Raw genomic sequence first — 21,783 nt, forward strand, 5'->3', positions numbered from 1 at the left:
TATTAAGCCTATATTGCTTGTTCTAATTCAATCAATTAAATTAGATATTATTATATGAAAAACGCCCTAATTACCGCAGCAACTAAAGGCATTGGCCGCGCTGTTTCAATCGCTTTTGCTAAACAAGGAATAAACCTGTCAATTTGTTCTCGAAATGAACAAGATTTATCAGATTTTAAACAAGAGCTCCAGAGCATCAACCCCAAAATTACTGTTGTAACCATGGTTACCGACTGTAGTAATCGCGATGAATTGAAAAATTTTGCTTCATTCACCGAGAAAAAGCTGGGTTTCGTCGGCATTATTGTGAATAACGTGGGTATGTACAAGCACGTTTCTATACTTAACGATAGCGAAGATTCCTTCCAAAAACAGATAAATACCAACCTTATGCCGGCCTACGAACTGTACCGTTTCTTCGGTAAAAGTATGGTTTCTGTCGGTGAAGGGCATATATTCAACATATGCTCTGTTGCGGCTATAAACCCCATAGCAGAGGCAGGTGTGTATAGTGTAACTAAATATGCACTTTTAGGTCTTAATAAGGTAATGAGGCTCGAAATGCAGGGACATGGTGTTAAGGTAACAGCAGTGATCCCGGGGTCAACATTAACAGATTCGTGGAAAGGCGTTGAAGTTGATAAAAACACAATGGTACTCCCCGAAGATGTTGCATCGGCAATAGTAAATATATTAAGTATGAGCGCCGGTGCCAATGTTGACGAACTGATCATAAAACCTGCACCGGGCCAAATTTAATAACCAAACACTTAAACTATAAGATAATGGAAAAGAAACTTTACAGAGACGAACATCACAAAACAATTAGTGGTGTTTGCGCAGGCTTAGCCGAGTACTTCGGCGTTGATGTATCAGTAGTACGGGTAATATTTGTATTAGCTGTATTTTTAAAGGGTATAGGTATTTTACCATACATTGTATTGTGGATAGTATTACCTAAACGCCCTTACAATTATATGGATCCAACCTTTAAACCAGGCGTTACGCCGGGCTTTAACCCTCATTATAACCCGCAATTTAAAGATGTGCATGTAGATTATACTGTACCTAAGCCACCATTCCCGGGCGAACCTTTTGCACCATACCAGCCGGTTAAAAAAACCTCAAACGCAGGTGTTATATTCGGTGTAGTACTTATTGCACTTGGCTCAATATTTTTACTTGATCAGTTTGAATTTATCCCCGATTTCGATTTTGAAAAACTATGGCCGGTAGTATTAGTGGCAGTAGGTGCAACCATGCTATTTACAGGCAAAAAGAAACCATGGGAAAAAGATGACTGGCATGCCGAAAAGAAAGAGGCAGAATTTAAAGCCGATGCCGATACAGAAGCAGCCGAAGACAAACCAAACGATAACCCTCCAACTATATAATCATGAAAAGCGAAAAAATTGTACCGGGTCTTATCCTGGTTCTGTTAGGAACGGTGTTCCTGTTAGATAATTACCATGTAATTGATTTTCACTGGGGTAATATATGGCACCTATGGCCTATATTTTTGATAATGGGTGGTGTAAACCTGGTGTTTGCCAACAATAAAGCACCATGGGCAACAGCCCTTAAAATAGGTGTGGTTATATTAGGCTTTTGCTTATTAGTATTTGGCCACTTTGAAAACCGTTGGTTTTCTCCGTTCAACAATCATTGGAATTTTAATGATAATGGATGGCATAGAAATGGTGACTACGATAACGATGATGACGACGATAACGACGGCGATAGCACTGGTATAGTTAAGGTAGAAGGCAGCAGCACTTACACCGAGCCTTATGTGGCCGCAACATCAGCAAAGCTTATAATAAGCGGTGGCGGTACCCTTTATACGCTTAAAGATACCACAAGCCAGTTGTTTGAAGCCATAACCAAAGAACGTTACAACCGCTATATCTATACGCACACTATGGAAGGCAATGTGCCTGTTGTTGAACTGCGGATGAAAGATAAAAAAGGCCATATCCAATGGGACACTGATAACGGTAACGCGGCTACCATGAAGCTTAACACCAAACCCGAGTGGGACATAAACGTCAAAGCAGGCGCAACCGAATTGGATTTTGACCTGTCGCCATTTAAAATTAAAAACTTTATAATAAACGGCGGTGCAGCATCATTCCATGTTAAACTTGGACAGCCACTGGCAACTACCAATGTTGAAGTTTCAACCGGGGTATCTGAAGTAGAAATTAAAGTACCCGCAAACGCGGCCTGCCGTATCACTTCAGATTCGGGTTTGTCATCAAACGAGTTTACCGGGTTTGATAAGAAAGCCGACAATACCTACGAAACACAAGGTTTTGCTGCAGCCCCTACCAAAATACTTATTCACTTAAAAGGCGGTATATCCGACTTTAAGGTGATCAAATATTAATTGTTTTATTGCCGGATGGTTATGTGTAATGTTTAAATTTGAACCTATGCAACCATCCGGCAATAAAACTTTACAGCCAACTGCCAATGATGAATATATACTGGTCATCAATGGCAAACCCCAGGGCCCCTTTAGCATTGCGCAATTAAGGGAGCGTAAAATTAAACCCGGCGATTTTGTAAAGACCGCCGCCATGGACGATTACAAGGAAGCCCATGAAATAGCTGCGTTAAGGCAGCTTTTTGGTTTTAATAAGCAGCCATTGCCCTTACAGTATTTCGGTAGTTTTGACCAGCGCCTGCTGGCCGCCGTTATCGATTGGCTTATTGTAGCCGCGGCGTTTGTTCTGGTAGCATTTGTTGTAATGCTTATCCTGTTGCTGGCACTGCCCGGCGATGATTATAAAATTATACGCATTGGCATCAGCATAGGCATAGTGTCGTTTACTCCTATCGGTAAGATCATTTATAATGTAATGATGGAAAGCGGCCCCAAACAAGGTACCTTTGGCAAGCAACTGCTAAAAGTTCGGGTTTGTGATATTTATGGCGAACGGATAAATGCCACGCAAGCGCTACTGCGTAACCTGTTCAAATATCTTTCGGTAGCCACATTATTCATAGGCTATCTGATGGCCTTCTTCAATAAAAAGCAGCAATGCCTGCATGACATGCTGGCTGATACACTGGTTATTAAAGACCGGCTGGACAGCTAAATAAGACATTTGTTAAAAAATGTTAAAACTCTACGAAGATTTCGTAACATGACTAATTTATTAGTTATGTTTGTGATGTATTTATAATCAACCTTAATTTTTTAAAAATATATCACAGTGTTATGAAAAAGTTATTTCCCCTGTTTTTATGCATATGTGCTTTTGTATTGGTAGCCAAAGCACAAAAGCCAGATAGCACGAAAGCCATAGTGCACTATAAATTTTCTCACCTGCGGGATACTACCAAGCCAAATGATATTTACACCGAGAACATGGTGCTTTTTTTAGGCAAAAGTGCCAGTGTCTACAAAAGCTTTGACCGTAAAACGCAGGACGCCATGATTAGGAAACAGGTAGCCGAACAGGTAGCGGCAAGTGCAGGCGGACGTATAAATGTAAATGTTAAGGGCGGCCGGGCCAGTAATACCGAGTACTTTACATTTGCCGATCAAAAGAAATTCATCAGGAAAGAAAAGCTGCTGGTGAACAATTACGTGATAGAAGAACCAATGCCTGTTATTAAATGGCATATAACCAGTGATACCGCAAGCTTTTCGGGCTTAAAATGCCAAAAAGCTACAGGGCATGTTGCCGGGCGCGATTATACCGCCTGGTTTTGCCCCGATGTGCCTTTTCAAAGCGGGCCCTGGAAACTAATAGGCTTGCCAGGCTTAATTGTAGAGGCCTACGATACTAAAAAACAGATAGTGTTTAAGTTTGATGGATTGGATAATGCCGATAAACTGGAAAAAGCTGCACCGGGCAGCGAGCCCGGCGCCATCCAAACCGGTGGTACGGTTGTTAAGCTGATTGGGATGGCCGATGATGTTGATGACCCGGCTGTAATTACCCTGCCATCAACAGGTATTAAAACCACCGAAAAGGAGTTTACCAACCTTAAGGAAGCCCTGAAAAAAGACCCGCAGGCTTTTATGCAATCGGCAATGGCTGGCTCGGGTGCAACCTTTAGAATGGCTCCCGGCGGACCCAAAGATAAAATTATGATTTCACAAGGCCCGGTTATTAATAATCCCTTGGAGTTACCCGAGAAAAAATGAGGCAGGTATATAAGTTTAGTGTAGTGTGCATTTTTTGCATGCTGTGCTCTGCAGTGGGCATTGCCCAAACCCTTAAAGGCACAGTTACTGATAGTTTGGGTAAGGCTATATCTTTTGCAAGCATCAATTTAAAAAGCAGTGGTAACCTTATAATTGCTTATGCCCGTAGCGATGATAAAGGAAATTACACACTACAAATACCTGCTGATGCCGATAAAACCGGCTTAGCATTAGAGGTAAGCTGTGTGGGCTTTACCAAACAGGCAAAACCGGTTACTAACACGGTAAACGCTTATAACTTTAAACTTGCCAAATCGGTTAATCAGCTACAGGCGGTAACCATAAAGGAGAACCGCCCGAGGTTGCGGGTACATGGCGATACTACCGACTATAAAGTATCAGATTTTAGCAGTCCGCAGGATAGGGTTATTGGTGATGTGATAAAAAAGCTGCCGGGTATTGATGTGGCTAAAGATGGCAAGATCAGTTATAACGGTAAATCTATTTCGGGCGTGTACATAGGCGGGGATAACATGCTGGATGATAAGTATAACATTGCTACCAATACTATCCCACATGGCGTGGTAGATAAGGTGCAGGTAATGGAGAACCATCAGCCTGTGAAAATGCTTAGGGATAAAGTGGTGAGCGAAGATGTAGCCCTTAATCTTACCATAAAAAAAGATGCCAAGTTGCAGTTAATAGGGCAGGAAACTGTTGGCGCAGGTTTGCCTGATAAATACTATGCCGACCTTAATGCCATGATGTTTAAGGATAAGTATAAGGCCATAAACTATTTTAAAGCCAATAACACCAGTAATGATGTTGCGGGCGACCTGGTATCGCATAACCTGTCAAGCTATTTGTCCAGATTGGATAATGATAAACCAGGCACTGTGCTTTCATTAGGTACAGCCGGCGATCCTGACCTGCCACGAAACCGATATCTGTTCAATCAATCGGGTATATTGAATTTGAATAACCTGGTTAATTTGAAAAAGGATGTACAGTTAAAGGCAAACATATCTTACCTGCGGGATAATCAGAAACAGAGCTATAGCAAGTTTAGCGAATATTACCTGCCCAATGATACCATTCGCTATGCGGAAGTGCAAAACAACAGGCGTCGGCCGGATATTTTGCACAGCCAGCTTTCGGTAAATGTAAACAGGGATAAGTATTACCTGAGCAATAATTTTATTGCCGATTATAGTCGCAATACGGGCTACTCGGCGTTGAATACCAACGGCACACCGGTAAACCAGGTGTTTAAGGATAACCTGATGGATATATCCAACGAGTTTAGCCTGATGAATACGTTTAAAAGTAATAAAATAATAGAGTTTTACAGTTACCTGAACCGCAGCACCGAACCCGAGAACCGCATAATAGACCCGGGATTAAACCCCGATATTTTTAACAATGGCGTGGCTTACAAGCAGCTTACCCAAACGGTAGATATACCCACCTGGTTCACCAATAACTACGTTGGCTTTAAAATACCGGGCAACTTAATCACGCAAAGTTACAAGGCGGGTTTTAGCTTACAATCGCAAAAATTACAGTCGGATCTAAATATAACACAGCTGAATAATTCGGTGAACCGGGTATCAGATAGCACAGTGAATAACCTGGACTGGCAACGCCGTAAGGTATATACCGAAGCTGTGTATGATATTCCGGGGGATAAAATTAAGGCGAATATTTCACTGCCGTTAAACCTGCAGCAAATAAGCTATAAGGATAGTTACTATAACCTTGATAAAGATTTGACCCGCTTGTATTTTAACCCCCGGGTATCTATAAAATACCAAACCGCGGTTGAAAATTATATAACGGTGGCTTATAACTTCCGTAATGATATTGGGAACATACAGGATGTGTATAACGGATCTATCCTTAAAGATTACCGATCGCTTTACGCCAACAATGCCGACCTGACCGAACGCAAAACGCAGAATGCCATGCTGGGCTTTAATTATCGTAAAGCTATAACCTTGTTCTTTTTTAGCCTGAATGCATCTTATACGCACATGAATGCCAATAACATCGCGTCGAGCATATTAACCAATAATATTCAGCAGCGCATTGTGTTACCGTTTGATAACAATATAGATTCGTGGATGGGTAATGGTTATGTTAGCAAATATGCCTTTGGTTTGCGTACTACCTTTAGCGCGGGAGTATCGGTACAAAGCACCAAACTTAACCAGATCCAGAACGGTATTATATTGCCTTATAATACCATCTCGACAACTTTTAGCATTGGTGCCGATACCAAGGTAAGCGACTATGTGAACTTTAGCTACAAAGCAAATTACGATCAAACAAAAAGCAAGTCTTCGGCGGTTGCCACCTCAAGTAAGTTTGAGCGCTTAACCCAGCAAGGTTCGGTAAATTATAACCCGCTAAGCAATTTATTTTTTAGTGTTGCTGCCGATCATTACTACACCCACCAACAACAGGCTAACGATCTGAAATATATTTTTGCCGATGCATCTGTGAAATACAAGTTCAACAAAACAAAACTTGATCTGGAACTAACCGTGCAAAACCTGTTTAATACCAAAACTTATAGCGCGCTGTATTTATCAGCAAATACATTCACAAGCAGTTCTTACACTATACCGGGGAGATTCTTGTTGGTTAAGATGACGTTTAATTTGTAAATTTATTTAAGGATAAATCAAACGCATCCTTAAATAAATTATGGATTATCTTAAAAAACTCATTACCGATATCGAGATACAATCAGTTACTGGTATACAGGAATGTTTTGATAATGGCATAAGCCCCAATGACCAGTTCAGGGGCAAACCCCTTATTTATGAAGTATTAACCGAATACCCGCGTGGCCCCAAATTTAAGCAGTGTGTTAAAGTTTTTGTTGATAACGGCCTTCAGTTTGAAGATAAGATCCTGCTCGCAACTTTATTAGATGAGGCCGCATGGCTTAATGATCAGTTAAAAACGGAGCCACAGAAGATAAATATCAGGTACTCGATAGACTGCGCTTTTACGCCTTTGCATGATGTTACTCTGCTGCATATTTGCGCTGAATATAACCATATAAATTGTGCTAAAATCCTTGTAGAACATGGTGCGGATATTAATGCAAAAGCAGGATATGATGAGCATGGGTTTGGCGGGCATACCCCCATTTTTCATACAGTAAACCAGCATGCTAATGCCTCTGTTGATGTGATGGATTTTTTACTCTCCCGATCGGTTGATCTGGAAATAACCGTTAAAGGGCTTATATGGGGAAAGGGTTATGATTGGGAAACCTTTATTCCATCTGTAAATCCAATTAGTTATGCAATGATGGGCCTGCTTCCACAGTTTCAACGTAAGGAAGATTTGATTTATGCCAATGTTTCTAAACTGCTTAAAGCTGCTTACGGAATTGATTATTTGCCGGAGAATGTCCCTAACAAATATTTAAACAGCTAAGGAAAAGGATTTGATTCCTTATTCCCTCCTTGGGGAGGGGGGTGATTGATTTGTGTTGGCAGGGAGGGGCTAGTCAACCTCAATTGCGAATCAACCTCTGCATCCTTCTTCCCCAAGGAAGGGCATGTCATTGCTGTCATAAGTCCGCGATGGCATCATTTCCATTGGACAAAAGCAACTAAAGTATGAGGCGTTTATCCGTCCAATTATACATGCGGAATGTTGGACGGATAAAAACATTAAAGCTGTTCTTTATCTAATTTCCTACGGTATAGATAATCAGCTATTTTAAATATGGCGTAACTCTTTTTGCTAACCTCAGTATTTTCAAAAAAACGACCGCCGGTTATCTTTTCAACCTGTTGCCCAAATTTAATAGAACTACTTTTGAATTTAAGCCCATTGTACGTAACCACCCAAGGTGTAAATAAATAGTTGGGCTTATAGTCAAAATTTTCGGCTATCAACTTTTCGCCATTCTTTAATACAAATATTACCCGTCTCCAAACAGTGGTAGTGCTAAAAATACTTTCTGATCGTAAAAACACATCGTTGATATCTTGTTCGGGTATAAATGATAATGAGTCAGCTACATTTTTATAAAATTCAAGATCTATGTCGTCACCCGGGAATGCGTAAAAATTGTTGAAATCAAAACTTGGGACTTCTGATTTTTTAATTTTCTTCTTTTCGCCATCTATTATTTTCTTGTAAGCTAAAATATCGGCAGCTGATATATTTAGGTCGGTTAAAGAAGCGTTTAATGAGCGGGAATTATCTATAATGCCAGCCAGGGTAAAAACTTCCTCTTGCGTAAATATCGATTTTATATTCTCAAGGTATGCAGGCGTACTTGTTTTTTGCCTTAAAACAAAATTGCCGCCCTTTTTGATATATGACCGTATTGAATTACCTGAAGCAAAGCAACCTTGGTAGCCTCGTTCGAAGTGCATTTCAACTATTTGATCAGGATCATATAAAGTTTTGGGTAGATCGAAATCTTCAATTCGTTTGTTTGTGACATCAACACGATAATATTGCTTAAGACTACCATCAGCGATAATAAGATTGCGATTTAATGTACAGGCGTTTGCTATGTTAAAATTTACCGTCATGAACCTATACCACTGCTTTTTATCCTTGTCGAACCGCAGAATATCACTACCTGAAAAACCATAATCTTCACCGGTTAATGTAACTTTTAGGTCTGGTTCGGGGATAGGTATCTGGTTTGTCAACAGATCTGAAGCAATAAATTCCTTAGGGCTGATGTTATAAATTTTATCTGAATCGTAAGCGAACAGTTTTCCGTGTCTTACCGCAAGGGCAACCGGCTGTTTATCCAAGTGTTTAGCAGAATCCCAGATTTTATTAAATTGAGGGTCAAAAAGACTTACTGAAAGATCTTTGTTTACGACGTATAACTCATCTTGTTCAGTTACTTCAAAGTTTGCTGCATCAGGTAAATATTTCCAGTCGATAATATTTGATTTAGTAATAAAAACCCTACCCTGTTGATTAACAACAGAATAATCTCCAATTATTCTTACTTTATAAATTTCAGGCCTTTCATTGCTATTAATGCGTTTATATTTTTTTTGAGTAAGTGGAGTAGGGATCTTTTGCCAGGTTTTACAATTATCGGTCGTTTTGTATAGTACATTCCATGTAGAGCCAAACAGACCGGTAATTTCATCTTTAGCAAAATGTACGGTTACAAATCTGAGGTTACCCGTTTGTTCTACTTTGTCGAAAGATTGCCAGGTTTTCCCTTTGTCCGACGTGTAATAGATCAACTGCGAACTGCCACTCATCCAGGCCTTGCCATTATCATTTATATAGGCCGCATCAATCCAACTACTCGCGCCAAATATTATCTTTTGCCAATCCCGGCCATGATTACCCGACCAGTAAACAAAGTTTTGCCTCCCATCCTCCTGGATAAACCCCGAAATCATAAGATCGTCTTCTGAAAAGAAATTGATCCTTTCAAATGTCATACCTGAAGTGGTACTTACAAAATCTAACGAGCCATAAGGCCCAATGTCCCAGGTATCGCCAATGTGCTTTGTGAAATAAACATTGCCGGCTTTTGTCGCGATCCAAATTTCTTCGGATGGCGAAACGCCAAGCTCTGTCACCCAACCGCTAACCGGCAATCTTGCCGAGTATTTATCCTGGCAGAAAACTGAAACCCACGGCAGTAAGAAGAATAATAAGGTTAAGGCCTTTCTCATGTCACTTAAAAAAAAGCACAGGTGCGCAATAAGATTCTACACCTGTGCTAAAGATTCTACACCGCGTCAGATAGCGAACTAAAAGTAAAGTCCCTTATACGCATTGGTGGTATCAGGGCGCTTTGGCTGCTTTCGCCACTTACTGTGCGTTCTGCTTTGCCAAGTGCATCCAGATTGTTCAGCATAATAACCGGGCTCTCGTTAAACCTAAAGTTTTTGATCGGGAATTTTATCTGTCCGTTCTCAATATAAAAAGTACCATCGCGGGTTAGGCCAGTGTAGAGCAGTGTTTGCGGGTCTACCGGGCGTATGTACCATAAACGGGTTACCAATATACCTTTTTCAGTGCCTTTTATCAGGTCTTCTAAACTCTGGGTGCCACCCTCCATTATAAAACCATTTGGGTACGGAACAGGTTTAACACCTTTCTTTTGCGCCCAATAGCGTGAATAGGTAAAGTTTTTTACCACACCTTTTTCTATCCAGCTCATTTTTTGCAATGGTTGCCCGTCGCCGCTCCAGCTGCTGGTTGGCAGCTCTGCATTTGCCGGGTCAGAGTAAATATTCACTCTTTCATCAACCAGTTTTTCGCCAAAGCGGGTTTTGCCACCGGGCTTACTTAAAAAGCTGCGGCCTTCATCAGCACTGCGCGCGTCAAGGCTGCCGTATAATTGTTCAAGTAATACAATGCCTGCAGCAGGTTCCAATATCACAGTGTATTTACCGGGCTCAATTGCCCTTGCAGCAGATGAGCCTGTGGCTTTTTGAGCCGCTATTTTAGAGAATGCAGCTGCATCCAGCTTGGCAACATCATTATAATCTTTTGTAGAATAGCCAGATCCCTGACTATCGGCAGTACGTAAGGTTACTGAAAAGTTGATATCCGTAGATTTATTGTAGGCAAACAAACCTTTAGAGTTCATCATAGCGGCAAAACCGGCGCTGCTTTGCAGGAAACCTGCCGCGGTAAGCTTATTATCTTTTGCTATTTGCAAGCTTTGCGCTACCATAGTAGTACGCTGTGCAGGCGTCATAGCTGCCGTTTCGGGCACAAAGGTTTTGGCTGCCGGTGCATAAGTTTGCGGACCTAAAAATGGCATATACTCCGGGTTTTCAGGTGCCAGTTTGGCCAGCTCTTCTGATTTCCTAACAGCGCTTTCAATAGCGGCATCGGTATATTCGTTAAGAGTGATAACCCCCAATTTTTTACCAAACGCCGATGATATGGCCATAGTGGTACTGCTTATAGCGCCACTTGTTGATACCGTATTACGTGCGTACCTTATATTGGCCGAATCTGATCCGTTCAGGTTTACTTCACACTCGTCGGCTTTTGAGTAGCTGAGCGCTTTTTTCATTATCGCGCGGCATTCATCTTCACTTAAAATAGCCATAGGTTTATATTTTTCTTGCTGTATTAATTACGTTAACCCCGTTAAAACGGGCTGTAGATGAACCGTGCGATACCGCGCTTGCCTGCATTGGCTGGCCTTTTCCGTCAAAGAATGACCCGCCTAAACGGTAATCATTTTTATCGCAAACTGCCGCGCATGAGTTCCAGAATTCCTGGGTATTGGCCTGGTAAGCCACATCGTTTAGCATGCCCACAATTTTGCCGTTCTTTATCTCATAATAAAGCTGACCGCTAAACTGGAAGTTATAACGCTGCTGATCGATAGAGAATGAGCTATCGCCAATAATATAAATACCCTTCTCTACATTCTTGATCATATCTGCCGGAGAAAGGGTTTCCTTACCGGGTTGCAGGGAGATATTTGGCATGCGCTGGAACTGCACATCCTGCCAGCTTTGCGAGTAGCAGCATCCTTGTGATTCTTTTAGCCCTAAGATATGCGCCTGATCGCGAATGGCCTGGTAGTTTACCAATATCCCGTCTTTAATGATATCCCATTGTTTGGTGCCCACGCCTTCATCATCATAACCAACCGCACCAAGCGAACCCGGCTGTAATTTATCGGCCACAATATTTACGTTTTTGCTGCCAAAGTTAAACTTGCCCGTTTTCCACTTATCTAATGTAAGGAAACTGGTACCGGCAAAGTTGGCTTCGTAACCCAGTACGCGGTCAAGTTCTGACGGGTGCCCAACAGATTCGTGAATGGTTAACCAAAGGTGACTTGGATCAAGCACCAGGTCGTATTTACCGGGCTCTACCGTTTTTGCTTTTAGCTTTTCTGCTGCCTGCAATGCCGCCGCCGATGCATCTTCATGCATATCGTAACGGTCGCGGTATAGGGTGGTCTGACTTTTTATTTTGTCGCTTTCACGGGGCATCATGTATTCGTAACCCATTCCGCGCGGCGCGCTTAACGAGTTGCGGGTCTCAAACTTGCCGGTTTTATCGTCAACCTTGGTTACCCCAAATACAGGCCATATCCGGTGGATATCCTGGTCAATGTATGAACCATCGGTAGAAGCAAAATACTTTTGCTCGTTCACCATAAACAGCACCGAGTTAACGTAATTGGCACCGTTTTTAAAAGCGGCATCATTTACAGACAATAACAGATCGGTCTTTTCTTTCATGGGTACCTCAAAAGCATTACGCTCTATAGGTGTTTTCCAGCTTACCTCGCCGTAACCTTTCTGCGGTGCAAGCTGCACCGGGTCGGTTTGTATACGGGCATTCTCTTTTGCTATAGCAACGGCAGTTTCTGCAGCGCGGGCAATGCTATCGTTATCCAGCTTGTCTGTGGCGGCAAAGCCCCAGCAGCCATTGGCAATAACGCGTATCCCCATTCCGTACGATTCCGTGTCAACAATGTTTTCGATGTTTTTATCGCGGGTAACCACAAACTCGTTTAGGTAACGGCCAAGGCGTACATCGGTATAAGTAGCACCTTTTGCACGTGCGGCATTTAGGGCCACATCAGCCATACGTTTTTTAATGGCTACATCAACGTCCCGCATGCGGGTGCCGGGCACAATGGGCGAGCCGGTAGCGGTAAACCTGCTAAGCATAGAGGCACTTATGCCCATGCCGGTAAGGTAGAGGAAGTCTTTTCTTTTCAAAGCAGTATTATTATTTGTCTAATATAATAAATATAAGAAACAGGTTTACAAAAAATTATTGGTTGCGGGTAAGTACGTAGGTTTTAGCTATTTGATCGTGCCAGGCCTGACGATGTTCGCTCCATAAAATGTTAAGATAACCTATGCCGAGTGCTATGCTTGATAAAAATTTGGTGAAATTTCTCACCAATGCCCTGCCAAAACTTAAACCTCGGCCATCCGCGTCAACTACAACAAGTTTGCATAGTTTTTTACCTATACTGCCACGCATGGGGGTAGCTTCACATATTGAATTGTATATGGCCGATATAACAAAAATGACGAGGTTGAATTTTAGCCGGACAATTTTAGCCTCGAGCGTATCGGGCTCCATAGCGGCTATTGTTTTCAGAAGATAGCCCGATGCAAAAATGGAAATGAGAAAGGATATTAAAATTGAATCTATAAGATAGGCAAGCAATCTCCACCAAAAAGTGGCCAGGTTATCCTCGGTAGGGAAGTAAATTCCTTTGGCTTCAAAATATTCAAAAAACTCCGGCAGGTCTGATGCCCGCTGCCAATCATCCGCCAGTGGCGATAACACCATCGTATCAACATCAAGGCCTGCTTCTATTACTTCTTCTAAAGTAAAAGGGCCTTCTTCCTGGTTATTCTTAAAAATGAAATAGCTATCTGTCATGTAAAATTTAAAACTAAGCGAAAGGTAATAATAATTGCAATTACCTATCAGGAATTCATGGCATAAACAATAATGTTCACACCAAACTTGGTATTATCTTCGGCCAGGAAACGTTTATTGCGGAAATCGTAGTCCCATTCGCAACCATAATCCTTACTACTATATAAAACACCTATACGGCCGTTAATCTCAATGGCCTTAAGATAATCGTGCACCAGGTCATCGCCCCAGCCGTTCAGCTCAAAAGAAGTGGTTGGCGGCCCCTTATCAAATTTGAAAAAGGAGTGGTATAACTTATGGTTGTTGGGGATCTTTTTTAACGCGTTAGGCCCAAACAAGGCCGCCATTTGCGCCTCAAATGATTTTGCAAAAAGCCCGTCGATATCATGATTGCAATCGTCTACAAATACAAAGCCGCCGTTTTGCACATATTTTTTAAAATTGGCCTTCTCCTTTGCGTTAAACTGAACCAGCTTGTGGCCGCTGAGGTAACAAAAGGGGTAGGAAAAAATATCGTCGCTGCTTAAGGGGATGACCTTTTCGTGTTCATCAATAGGTATAGTAGTATACTCCAGTAGAGAGTTGAGCAGGTTTGACGGCATGCGCTGATCGGTATCCCAATCGCCACTGTGATAACTTAACCTTGTGAAAGTGAATTTTTGCCCGTATGCCATCTGCCGCTAAAAGTCTAAAATTAAAACAAAAATATTGCCCGCATCCATTAATAAACCTAACAAGTTGTAAAGTTTTAGATACTTTATTGTGTTTTTGACAAAAAAGCATGGTATTTAATTAAAAGGGTAATATCTTGTAGCCTCACCCCGGCCCTCTCCAAAGGAGAGGGCCGGGGTGAGGCAAAAACGCTGATAGGTAAAATTAAAAACAACACATTGGAACTTACCGAAAAAAACATAAAAGCCCTGCTCGAGAAATTACCGCAGCTAAAAGCCGAGATACAAAAGGTAATTGTTGGGCAGGATGCTATATTGGATGAATTACTTGTAGCTTTTTTGGCTGGCGGCCATTGCCTGCTGGAAGGTGTACCCGGACTGGCAAAAACACTGATCGTTAAAACCATGTCGCAAGCACTGCACCTGGCATTCAGGCGCATCCAGTTTACACCCGATTTGATGCCAACAGATATTATAGGTACCGAAATATTGGAGGAGGACCATGCTACCGGCAAACGTTTCTTTAAATTTAATAAAGGCCCGTTGTTTGCCAATATTATTTTGGCCGATGAAATAAACAGAACCCCACCCAAAACGCAGTCGGCCCTGTTGGAGGCCATGCAGGAATTTGAGGTAACTTATGGCGGGCAAACCTATCCATTGGATAAACCCTTCTTTATATTGGCTACCCAAAATCCTATTGAACAGGCAGGGACCTATCCGCTGCCTGAGGCACAGCTGGACAGGTTTTTACTGCTGATAAAAATTGGCTACCCAACTCCCGAAGAGGAGTTTGCAATACTAAATCGCACTACCGGCACTAAAAAAGCTGATGTAAAAGCTGTTATTACGGCCGAAGAAATTATACAGGCGCAAGACCTGGTTAGGCAGGTAACCATTAACGAAGACCTAACCCGCTATGTAAGCGAACTGATCCGTGCTACGCGCCCGGATACTACTATTACCGCTTACGTAAAAGAATGGGTTAGATGGGGTGCTGGTCCAAGAGCGGGGCAGGCTTTGATATTAACCGCTAAGGCGAGGGCGCTGCTAAAAGGTAGATATTCTGTTTTGATGGAAGATCTCCACGCTATGGCGCCGGCCGTTTTAAGGCACCGTATATTAATGAACTTTAAAGCCGAAGCCGAAGGGATTACATCAGATAAGGTAACCGCGGAACTGATAAAGGTAATAGAACGTAAAGGCTCTTTGTAGCCTCACCTTGCCCGCTTCAAAGGAGAGGGTTTTGATAATTAATCGGAATAAATCCGAAATCTAACATCTAAAATTCAATCGTGCTTGATCCCAAAGTATTAATGACCATTAAGGATTTGCCATTGCTGGCGAAAACGGTTATTGATGGCTTTATGAATGGGTTTAATAAAAGCACCGTTAAGGGGCCCGGACTGGAGTTTAGTCAGTACCGCAGCTACCAGCCCGGGGATGATCTGCGCTGGTTAGACTGGCGGATGTTTGCCCGCAGCGACAGGTACTACATCCGCGAATCGGAGGTGGAAACCAGTATATCTATTAGGTTTTTGGTAGATGCCAGCGCATCTATGAACCATGATGACAACGGCGTTAAGAAGATAGAGTATGCCAAATTTCTGGCGGCATCTTTAGCCTACCTTGCTAATTTACAGGGCGACTCGGTAGCATTGAATATATTTAAACATGGCGAGCTTTTCTCCATGCCCTCTAAACCTGATCCGCAGCATTTGCAGCGGTTATTTTATCATCTGCAACAGGTAAATCCGGCTGGGGCCTTTACAAAACCTGTGCACTATAAAGAGCTTTTTGCCGGAACGGGGCGTAAAGAATTGCTGATATTTATAACGGATATGTACCAGGCAGATGGGGAGATAAACGCGTTGCTCAACTCACTATCGGCGCTAAAACATGAAATAATTGTGTTCCACCTGATGGGGCAAAACGAACTGGATTTTGATTTTAAAGGGTTCTCTACATTAGAAGATCTGGAAACAGGCGAAACCATACAAGTAAATACCCAAAGGGCGAAAGATACTTATCATGAGAAATTGCAGGAGCATTTGGCAGCTATAAAAAGCAACCTCACGGGTAAGCGCATCGTATATCAAATGGTGAGCACATCGCAGCCGTTAGATGAAGCTTTGAGAGCATTTTTGGTACAGCGTAAAAAGGGAGCGAGATAGGCGGTATGCAGTTTTTAAACCCCATATGGTTTTTTGCATTAACCGCGGTGAGCATCCCGGTTATTATACACCTGTGGAATGTGCGCCCGGGTAAAACGCTGAAGGTAGGCAGCATATCGCTTATTACCGAAGCATCGAAAAGTACCCGCCGCAGTTTTAAACTGCTGGATATTTTATTGCTGATATTGCGTTGCTTATTGCTTGCATTGCTGGCCCTGTTGTTAGCCTCGCCGGTTTGGCAAAATGCTGCTTCTTTGCAAAAAGCAAAAGGCTTGCTATTTATCCCCAAAGAGAACCTTAAAGAAACCTATACCAAATTTAAACCCCAGATAGATTCGTTGAACAAAGCCGGGTACGAGTTCCATTATTTAAATAGTGGTTTCGCTAAGAATGATCTCACCAAAATATTGGCTGATAGTAGCTTAAAAGATACTACCGGCAAGGCAAACTACTGGACTTTAATAAAAGCTTTAGACAGGCAAATCGCTGCCACCACACCTGTCTATGTGTTTACACCAAATGGCATCAATCATTTTAAAGGCGGCAAACCTGCAGTTGATCTGAACCTGCACTGGCAAACTTACACCGTTGCAGATTCTGTAAGTAAGTGGATAGCATCGGCAATATTAACAAATAGCGGTACTATTAAAGTAACATTGGGGAATAGCAGCCCGGCGAGGGTATATTATACTGATCAGATCCTTCAAAGCGGAGGCAGTGATGATATTACCGTTAATGTACAAAACGGCTTGCCATCGATAAGTTTGAAAAATGCAGGTCAAGCGGTGTTTCCTGTTGATACAAGCGCAATGCGTATCGCCATTTATACAGATAAGCATGCGATTGATGCCGGCTATTTAAAAGCGGCGCTATCGGCAGCGGTTAATTTTAGCGGGAGAAAATCTGTTATTAAACAATACAATAACCCTGCGCAAATATCCGGCGGGCAAACCTGGTTGTTCTGGTTGTCAGAGCAAGCAGTAAGCAGGGCTAAAAACAGTAAGAATATTTTCAAGTATGAGACCGGTAAGGTTATTGATGTTAATACCTGGATGGAGCCAAGGCATATCGCGCTGGCAAAGTTGATTAACCCGAAAACCGGGGAAGAGGCTATCTGGAAAGATGGTTTTGGTAAACCGGTGTTGGGATTTGATGATAATACTTACCATTTCTACAGCCGTTTTAATCCGCTTTGGAATGACCTGGTTTGGAGTGATGATTTTCCAAAGCTGATCTTAAAGCTGATCAATAATGCGCCTATTGGGATTCCCCAACAACATGATAAGCGGATATTAAGCAACGCGCAAATACAACCGGAGATTGTTAAAAAGAACAAAGCGATAACCTCGGTTAAAACTAATGGGCAAACAGATCTGTCGCGCTATTTTTGGTTATTACTTGTAGGCGTATTTATTGCCGAGCGGATCCTGTCGCACAAAACTAAAATAGTAAATAATGGCTGAGCAGGGCAGATCATATAAAATACAAAGCTTACGCCGGCGCTGGATAATTTACCAGGTGCTGGAGGATGTGTTGTATTCGCTATATGCTGCTTTGTATGTTGGCGCGTTGGTGTATTACCTGTTGTCGCCCTCTTTATTGTGGGGAATTATCACCTTCCCGGTAGTGCTTGCTATTATGTTGGCTGCGAACCGCCCATGGCAAATGAGCGATGAAAAGATAGCGGCATTTCTGAATAAGGAGTATCCGGAATTACAGGAAAGCAGTCAGCTGTTATTGATCCCTGCTGAAGAATTGAACCCACTGCAGGTTATTGCTTCTTCAAAAATAGCGGATGTTTTAGCCGGACTGAAAGTATCGCATAAGCCTTTTGCTAAGCGTTTGGTGGTTGCTTTTGTATCGCTTATTGTAGCAACAGGTTTTATATGGGCACTTGGAAAGATCTTCCATATCGAACGTATCTTTTATGGCCCTGACAGGCCCGTTGCTGTTTGCGCGCCGGGAGCTATGGCCGAAAAGGTTTTGCCGCAAATAAATAGCGTAGAGGTTAGCATTACCCCGCCTGCATATACAGGTAAAGCAAAACGGACACAGGATAAGTTTAATCTATCTGCAGAAGAGGGCGCTACCGTTACCTGGAATATAAAAACTAACGTGGCCATCAAGAAAGCTTCGTTGCTATTTAATGATAAAGAACAAATTACTTTAAAGAACAATAATAAACATACTGAATGGTATGTTTCTAAGGCGATTGACAAACCCGGCTTTTACCAGGTAAGTATTGATGGAAAATTATCAGACCTTTATTATGTACAGGTTATTAAGGATGGTGTACCTGTGATACATATTAAATCGCCAAAGCAATATACTTACATTGATGCAGGCGAAGCACCCAAGGTTACTATTAATGCTACGCTGAATGATGATTATGGCATTTCAAATTCCATTATCATGGCAACCGTGGCCAAAGGCCGTGGCGAGGGCGTAAAGTTTAAGGAATATAAACTCAATTTTATGCAAGGTTTTAATGCGCATAAACCTCAATACGATGTGCAGAAACTGATTGACCTGCCAACCCTGAATATGGAGCCGGGCGACGAATTATATTTTTATATACAAGCACAAGATACGCACAAGCAATTGAGCCGTACTGATGTATATACCGTAAGCATACAGGATACCGCCGAATTGCTGAGCATGAACGGCGTGCTTTCCGGCGTGAACATTAAGCCGGAGTTTTTCAGGAGTGAGCGTCAAATTATTATCGATGCTGAGCAGTTACTGAAAGATAAGGACAGCATCAGTGTAGAAAAATTTAATGCCCGCAGCAATGACCTGGGTATCGATCAAAAATTGCTGCGCTTGCGCTATGGTAAGTTTTTGGGCGAGGAAGGTGAAGATGCCATTGGTGCGCCCAATAATGACCCCGCCGACCCGGCGGATTTTAGCAATGCCAAAAAGATACTAAAAGAATACACGGATGACCATGATAATGCCGAGGATGCAGGTTTCTTTGAGCCCGCTGTTAAAGCCCAGCTAAAAGCTACCCTTACCGAGATGTGGAAAGCCGAACTGCAATTGCGCTTGTATAAACCACAGGCCGCCCTGCCATTTGCCTACAAAGCATTGAGGTTATTAAAAGATCTGCAGCAAAAATCCCGCTCGTATGTGGCTAAAACGGCCTACAACCCACCGCCGCTGAAAGATGAAAAACGTTTAAGTGGTGAACTGGATAAGATCATCCAGCCCATAAATAAGCAAGATATAAAACCGGCCGCCGACCAGTTAGACGCGCTGAAAAAAGCAGTAAATGTATTAGAAGCCTTAAAAATTAATCCGGTGCTAAACCCTGCTGATAACAGGGCGCTTCAAGCGGCTAACCAGCAATTAAGTTTGAGGGCATCGGCACAGCCGGGAGCTTACCTGCCCGCCTTAAATGCTATGCGGCGGATTTTATCGGCGCAAAAAGTAAATATTAAAGATGTAAATATCGTAGAAGGCGCTTTACAAAAAACATTGACCTTTCTCAAAAAGATGCCATCGTCTGAAAGCAACGCCACGGATATGGGCCTGTCAAAACAGTATTATAAAAACCTAAAACAAGCTAACCGTTAATGCAAAGCAACTGGCCATTTATTGTTATCGCGCTTTGCATATTGCTGGCTTTAGGCTTTATATGGCTGGAGTACAGGCGTGCTAATAATAGATTTTTGCTCTTGCGAATTGTTGCGGCTATCATCGCCACGGCAGCATTAGCTTGTATTATTTTGCCCATAACCTACAATAGCAGTGTCACCAAAAGAGATGATCATAAAGCTGTTTTGCCAACAAATGGTTTTGATGCAGATAGCATTGGTGACGACTCCGCTATCTTCACTACAGATTTAGCTATTAAAAAAGCATACCCAAAAGCTAAATTGATAAATGGCTTAGACGAGTTAAGCCAAACAGACCGATTACACGTATATGGTTATGGGTTAAGTAGCGCTGAATTGCAACAGTTGGATAGTCTGTCACTCGTCTTTCATCCCTCAAAAGTTCCTGCAGGTGTGACACAGGTAAACTGGAATGGCCGATTAAAAGCAGGCGAGGCATTACATATACAAGGCCAATACAATAATACATCGGCACAAAAAATAAAACTGGTTTTAAGGGGATTGAATACTGGTTTAGATTCAGTAATACTTTCTCCCAATGTGCAGTCGTCGTTTGACTTAAGCGCCATCCCCAAAACAACTGGCAAAGTAGTATTCAGTCTTTATGCCGATGCAGCGCTTCAAGGTAATATCCCTGTTCAAATAGACGCAGTTAAGCCGCTAAAGGTTTTAATGCTTTCGGCTTCGCCGGATTTTGAGAGTAAGTTTTTAAAGAACTGGCTCAGCGAAAATGGATATGCGGTGGCTCTGCGCTCTGCAATTAGCAAGGATAAGTTTAACAGCGAGTATATTAATATCGATCAGTTTAACCTGAATAAAATATCAGAGCAAACATTGGGTAGGTTTGATGTGGTGATTGGCGATCTATCGATATTAAACGCGCTGAGTCCCACCGAAAGTGGCGCGCTAAAGCAAGAGATAGCCGACAAAGGTTTAGGCCTCATTGTACGTGCGGATAGTACGGGCAAAACATCGTGGCTGCAAAAATATTTTCCTGTGGATAGGGCATCGGGTAAAGAATCCGCTCCAGCTCCGCTTATTATAAATGGTAACAAAAGTCAGTCGAAATTAAGTTATGGCCTGGCGCATATTGTTTATCAGAACGGTACACAGCCACTGGTTAAAACTGCTCAGGATCGTGTACTGGCAAGCAGCGCTATATCCGGTTCGGGCAAAGTTGTTTTTACTACTTTAAATAACACTTTTAGCTGGATGCTGAGTGGGAATAAAGGTGATTATTCTGCATTATGGTCGGTATTAATAACCAAAGCAGTGCGTAAAAATGATGCTGTAGAAATCGGTATTGAGCTTTTATCTCCGCCGTATATAAGCGACCCCGTTACTTTACAGATCTCTCAGGGCAAATCATCACCAATAATAATAAACGGTCAGGAGGTAGCATTGGTACAAAACCCCTGGATCCCTTTTGAATATGATTTGTTGTATTGGCCACAAACAGCCGGGTGGCAAAGCTTAAAGCAAAACGACCAGGCAAGTAGTTGGTATACCTATGCCCGGCAAGATTGGAAAACGGTTCAGAATGCAGACAAATTATCGGCCACAAAAAAATATGCTAATACGCACAAAATAAGTGATATTGTAACAAAACAGATACAGCAAAAAATTCGGATTGATGTACCGAAAATATATTTTTATATCTTGCTGCTTGTGGCATGCACTTTCCTTTGGATAGAAACAAAATTTTCATAAAATAACCGTCTTCCCCGGTTGGGAATTAAATTTTTGGAGGACAAACT

At 42.2% G+C, this 21,783-nt stretch carries 17 protein-coding genes; 12 read left to right on the top strand and 5 right to left on the bottom strand.

Features of this window, described 5'->3' with window-relative positions:
- Positions 1-54: 54 nt before the first annotated feature.
- The 7 genes from NPE20_RS19440 to NPE20_RS19470 all read left to right on the top strand — a co-directional run bounded on the left by NPE20_RS19440 (position 55) and on the right by NPE20_RS19470 (position 7,615).
- The gene (locus tag NPE20_RS19440) at positions 55-759 is read left to right on the top strand and encodes an SDR family oxidoreductase (protein ID WP_256540366.1); all 705 of its coding nucleotides are present in this window, start codon (positions 55-57) and stop codon (positions 757-759) included.
- A 26-nt stretch (positions 760-785) separates the two neighbouring features.
- Positions 786-1,394 carry a PspC domain-containing protein gene (locus tag NPE20_RS19445; protein ID WP_256540367.1) on the top strand — a complete coding sequence of 203 codons (609 nt, stop codon included), beginning with the start codon at positions 786-788 and terminating at the stop codon, positions 1,392-1,394.
- Positions 1,395-1,396: 2 nt separating this feature from the next.
- On the top strand, positions 1,397-2,389 hold the full coding sequence (locus tag NPE20_RS19450; protein WP_256540368.1) for a toast rack family protein: 993 nt from the start codon (positions 1,397-1,399) through the stop codon (positions 2,387-2,389).
- Positions 2,390-2,435: 46 nt separating this feature from the next.
- The gene (locus tag NPE20_RS19455) at positions 2,436-3,104 is read left to right on the top strand and encodes an RDD family protein (RefSeq protein WP_256540369.1); all 669 of its coding nucleotides are present in this window, start codon (positions 2,436-2,438) and stop codon (positions 3,102-3,104) included.
- 122 nt (positions 3,105-3,226) lie between these two features.
- Complete coding sequence (locus NPE20_RS19460) at positions 3,227-4,162, top strand: GLPGLI family protein (protein WP_256540370.1); 936 nt, start codon at positions 3,227-3,229, stop codon at positions 4,160-4,162.
- Positions 4,159-6,831, top strand: coding sequence for a TonB-dependent receptor (locus NPE20_RS19465; protein ID WP_256540371.1), 2,673 nt, complete (start codon positions 4,159-4,161; stop codon positions 6,829-6,831). Before NPE20_RS19460 ends, NPE20_RS19465 begins: the two co-directional genes overlap by 4 nt.
- A gap of 40 nt (positions 6,832-6,871) precedes the next feature.
- Positions 6,872-7,615, top strand: coding sequence for an ankyrin repeat domain-containing protein (locus NPE20_RS19470; protein WP_256540372.1), 744 nt, complete (start codon positions 6,872-6,874; stop codon positions 7,613-7,615).
- 239 nt (positions 7,616-7,854) lie between these two features.
- On the opposite strand, the gene NPE20_RS19475 is transcribed toward NPE20_RS19470, so the two are convergent.
- Genes NPE20_RS19475 through NPE20_RS19495 form a run of 5 tightly spaced genes read right to left on the bottom strand, consistent with a single transcriptional unit; the run spans position 7,855 to position 14,238 of the window.
- Complete coding sequence (locus NPE20_RS19475) at positions 7,855-9,852, bottom strand: VPS10 domain-containing protein (protein WP_256540373.1); 1,998 nt, start codon at positions 9,850-9,852, stop codon at positions 7,855-7,857.
- 56 nt (positions 9,853-9,908) lie between these two features.
- Entirely contained in the window at positions 9,909-11,246 is a 1,338-nt protein-coding gene (locus NPE20_RS19480) for a TldD/PmbA family protein (RefSeq protein ID WP_256540374.1), read from the bottom strand.
- A 4-nt stretch (positions 11,247-11,250) separates the two neighbouring features.
- On the bottom strand, positions 11,251-12,885 hold the full coding sequence (locus NPE20_RS19485) for a TldD/PmbA family protein (protein WP_256540375.1): 1,635 nt from the start codon (positions 12,883-12,885) through the stop codon (positions 11,251-11,253).
- Between the two features lie 55 nt (positions 12,886-12,940).
- Positions 12,941-13,564, bottom strand: a complete 624-nt coding sequence (locus NPE20_RS19490; protein ID WP_256540376.1) for an RDD family protein — start codon at positions 13,562-13,564, stop codon at positions 12,941-12,943.
- Between the two features lie 47 nt (positions 13,565-13,611).
- Positions 13,612-14,238 (bottom strand): DUF4159 domain-containing protein, encoded by a 627-nt coding sequence (locus NPE20_RS19495; protein WP_256540377.1) that lies wholly within the window; start codon positions 14,236-14,238, stop codon positions 13,612-13,614.
- A gap of 216 nt (positions 14,239-14,454) precedes the next feature.
- On the opposite strand from NPE20_RS19495, the gene NPE20_RS19500 reads away from it, so the two are divergent.
- From NPE20_RS19500 to NPE20_RS19520, 5 genes are all read left to right on the top strand, one after another.
- Entirely contained in the window at positions 14,455-15,450 is a 996-nt protein-coding gene (locus NPE20_RS19500; protein ID WP_256540378.1) for an AAA family ATPase, read from the top strand.
- Between the two features lie 80 nt (positions 15,451-15,530).
- On the top strand, positions 15,531-16,409 hold the full coding sequence (locus NPE20_RS19505) for a DUF58 domain-containing protein (protein WP_256540379.1): 879 nt from the start codon (positions 15,531-15,533) through the stop codon (positions 16,407-16,409).
- A gap of 5 nt (positions 16,410-16,414) precedes the next feature.
- Positions 16,415-17,872, top strand: a complete 1,458-nt coding sequence (locus NPE20_RS19510) for a BatA domain-containing protein (RefSeq protein ID WP_256540380.1) — start codon at positions 16,415-16,417, stop codon at positions 17,870-17,872.
- The gene (locus NPE20_RS19515) at positions 17,865-19,985 is read left to right on the top strand and encodes a DUF4175 family protein (RefSeq protein ID WP_256540381.1); all 2,121 of its coding nucleotides are present in this window, start codon (positions 17,865-17,867) and stop codon (positions 19,983-19,985) included. The genes NPE20_RS19510 and NPE20_RS19515 overlap by 8 nt, the downstream gene beginning before the upstream one ends.
- Entirely contained in the window at positions 19,985-21,736 is a 1,752-nt protein-coding gene (locus tag NPE20_RS19520) for a hypothetical protein (RefSeq protein WP_256540382.1), read from the top strand. The genes NPE20_RS19515 and NPE20_RS19520 overlap by 1 nt, the downstream gene beginning before the upstream one ends.
- Positions 21,737-21,783 lie beyond the last annotated feature (47 nt).

Source organism: Mucilaginibacter aquariorum (genome assembly GCF_024498135.1).
In the GTDB taxonomy this organism is placed as follows: Bacteria; Bacteroidota; Bacteroidia; order Sphingobacteriales; family Sphingobacteriaceae; genus Mucilaginibacter; species Mucilaginibacter aquariorum.

Bases quoted from the DNA above. Each gene is read 5' to 3' on its own strand.
- NPE20_RS19460 (WP_256540370.1), top strand. From the start codon at position 3,227: ATGAAAAAGTTATTTCCCCTGTTTTTATGCATATGTGCTTTTGTATTG.
- NPE20_RS19520 (WP_256540382.1), top strand. From the start codon at position 19,985: ATGCAAAGCAACTGGCCATTTATTGTTATCGCGCTTTGCATATTGCTG.
- NPE20_RS19465 (WP_256540371.1), top strand. From the start codon at position 4,159: ATGAGGCAGGTATATAAGTTTAGTGTAGTGTGCATTTTTTGCATGCTG.
- NPE20_RS19515 (WP_256540381.1), top strand. From the start codon at position 17,865: ATGGCTGAGCAGGGCAGATCATATAAAATACAAAGCTTACGCCGGCGC.
- NPE20_RS19445 (WP_256540367.1), top strand. From the start codon at position 786: ATGGAAAAGAAACTTTACAGAGACGAACATCACAAAACAATTAGTGGT.
- NPE20_RS19450 (WP_256540368.1), top strand. From the start codon at position 1,397: ATGAAAAGCGAAAAAATTGTACCGGGTCTTATCCTGGTTCTGTTAGGA.
- NPE20_RS19480 (WP_256540374.1), bottom strand. From the start codon at position 11,246: ATGGCTATTTTAAGTGAAGATGAATGCCGCGCGATAATGAAAAAAGCG.
- NPE20_RS19455 (WP_256540369.1), top strand. From the start codon at position 2,436: ATGCAACCATCCGGCAATAAAACTTTACAGCCAACTGCCAATGATGAA.
- NPE20_RS19470 (WP_256540372.1), top strand. From the start codon at position 6,872: ATGGATTATCTTAAAAAACTCATTACCGATATCGAGATACAATCAGTT.
- NPE20_RS19440 (WP_256540366.1), top strand. From the start codon at position 55: ATGAAAAACGCCCTAATTACCGCAGCAACTAAAGGCATTGGCCGCGCT.
- NPE20_RS19475 (WP_256540373.1), bottom strand. From the start codon at position 9,852: ATGAGAAAGGCCTTAACCTTATTATTCTTCTTACTGCCGTGGGTTTCA.
- NPE20_RS19490 (WP_256540376.1), bottom strand. From the start codon at position 13,564: ATGACAGATAGCTATTTCATTTTTAAGAATAACCAGGAAGAAGGCCCT.
- NPE20_RS19510 (WP_256540380.1), top strand. From the start codon at position 16,415: ATGCAGTTTTTAAACCCCATATGGTTTTTTGCATTAACCGCGGTGAGC.
- NPE20_RS19495 (WP_256540377.1), bottom strand. From the start codon at position 14,238: ATGGCATACGGGCAAAAATTCACTTTCACAAGGTTAAGTTATCACAGT.